The sequence below is a fragment of the Chloroflexota bacterium genome (assembly GCA_014360805.1).
Lineage (GTDB): Bacteria > Chloroflexota > Anaerolineae > DTLA01 > DTLA01 > DTLA01.
Genome location: JACIWU010000149.1, coordinates 1 through 1957 on the forward strand (window position 1 = coordinate 1; position 1957 = coordinate 1957).

Consider the following 1957-nt stretch of genomic DNA (forward strand, 5'->3'; position numbering starts at 1 on the left):
AGAAAACCGCAAGCGAGCCTATGACGTATATCATGACCTGGCCACCAGCAAAGCCCCCCAGGTCCTTTCGTTTGAAATCCCGTCGGTGCAGCAGGTGCTGGCCGCCCAGGGCGTCCCTGTCGCGGACATCCCCGCGCTCCTTGCGCTTGTGCAGGAGCAAATCGGCCCGCCGGAACAACTCGTGCCCGGCAACTATCAGATCACCCTCAAGCCGCCACTGAAGTACACCAACCAGCAGATCATCAACGCCTTCTGGAAGGCGGGCAACAAGTCCTGGACGCTACTGATAAAGGCGGGCCTGAACCTCAACGACCTGGTGGCCGACCGCGACGGCCCCTACTCCGGCCCGCCCATTGACAAACTGCCCAACCTCACCGCCGACGAGAAGCGCCTCGTCAAGGCTGCACTTCCAACCGAACCTGCCCCCGCTGAACTGGAACTCTGGGGCAAAGGCATGTACATCTGGCAGGTGGATCGGTGCGAGGGCGGCGACACCGAACGCATTGTAAACCGCGCCCTGGATGTGGGCCTGGACTTCGTGCTCATCAAGATCGCCGACGGCACCAACGCCTACAACGGCGACATCACCACGCTGGTCAACCGCCTGCGCGAAGTGGGCGTCGCCGTATGGGGTTGGCAGTACACCTACGGCGACAGGCCAGAAGACGAAGCGCGCTACGCCGCCGAACGCACGAAGAAGTTCGGCCTGGCGGGGTTTGTCATAGACGCGGAAACCGAATACGAAGGCAAGCCCGACCGCGCCGCCCGCTACGCCAGCACCCTACGGGGGCTGCTGCCGGGCGTGCCCATCGCCCTCAGTTCCTTCTACTGGCCCGAGATGCATCCCACCTTCCCCTGGCGCGAGTTCCTGGCCCACTGCGACCTGAACACGCCCCAGGTGTACTGGTACAAGAAAGACCCCGTAGAGGCGCTCCGCATCAGTTTGACCCAGCACATCCGCTTCGGCCGCCCCATCCTGCCCGTGGGCGCCTGCTACGAAATGGTGCCGGGCAAGCGCCCCACCAAAGAAGACCTGTCGCGTTTCCTGACCGAGGTGGAAAGCCGCGGCCTGCTTGGCGCCTGCTTCTGGTCGTGGCAACATACGGACGACAATCAGTGGGAAGCCATTAAAGACTATCTGTGGTAGTGGGAAGTGAAGGCGAGTCCGACCATCACGGAACTGCTCAGCAGCCACCCGTTTTTCCAGGGCCTTGACGCCGATACCCTGGAGCAGATCGCGTGCTACTTCCGCGCGCGGACGTATCTCCGCGGCGAGATCATCCTACTGGAGGGAGACTACGACTGCGGCGTCTATTTCGTGCAGCGGGGCGTTGTGAAAATCCTGCGCTCCTCCGAGGATGGGCGCACGCAGACGTTGACCCTCGTTGGCCCGGGGCACTCGTTCAACGAGGTGCCCGCTATAGACGGCGGCCCTAACCCCGCGTCGGCCGAGGCGATGACCGAATGCACCGTGTGTTCGGTGTCGCGCGCCGACTTCGCGCGCCTCCTGGATCGCTATCCGCAAATCGGCAGAGCAATGCTCGTTACCTTTGCGGCGCGGCTCCGACAACTGGTTGATCTCGCCTCCGACCTGACGCTGCGCACGGTGCCCCAACGCCTCGCCAAACTGCTCCTGGAGCAGGCCAACATCGCAGGGCAACTCACCCAGCACGAAATGGCGGCGCGGCTCGGCACCGTGCGCGAAGTCATCGGCAGATCCCTCCGCGCCCTCGCGGATGAGGGACTCCTGCGCGTGGAGGGCCATCGCATCGTCATTACCGATCCCGAACGGCTGAGAAAGATCGCGGGCCTGGAGTGATGAGACCTAAATCACATACGCTCACCGGCTTCCGTGCTATACTGAAAACGAAAAGCCACCCACACGGAAGGAGAGCGACATGCTGAACAAATTCTGCCCGGGCAGCATCGGACTCAAACAACCCACACCCGAGGAAAT

At 62.8% G+C, this 1957-nt stretch carries 2 protein-coding genes; both read left to right on the forward strand.

The genetic code is table 11. The features are described from left to right. Positions 1–1147, forward strand: a 1147-nt coding sequence (locus H5T65_14080) for a hypothetical protein (GenBank protein MBC7260356.1), incomplete at its 5' end; no start/stop codon positions are given. A gap of 6 nt (positions 1148–1153) precedes the next feature. Further along, entirely contained in the window at positions 1154–1819 is a 666-nt protein-coding gene (locus H5T65_14085) for a Crp/Fnr family transcriptional regulator (GenBank protein MBC7260357.1), read from the forward strand. The last annotated feature ends 138 nt before the right edge of the window (positions 1820–1957 follow it).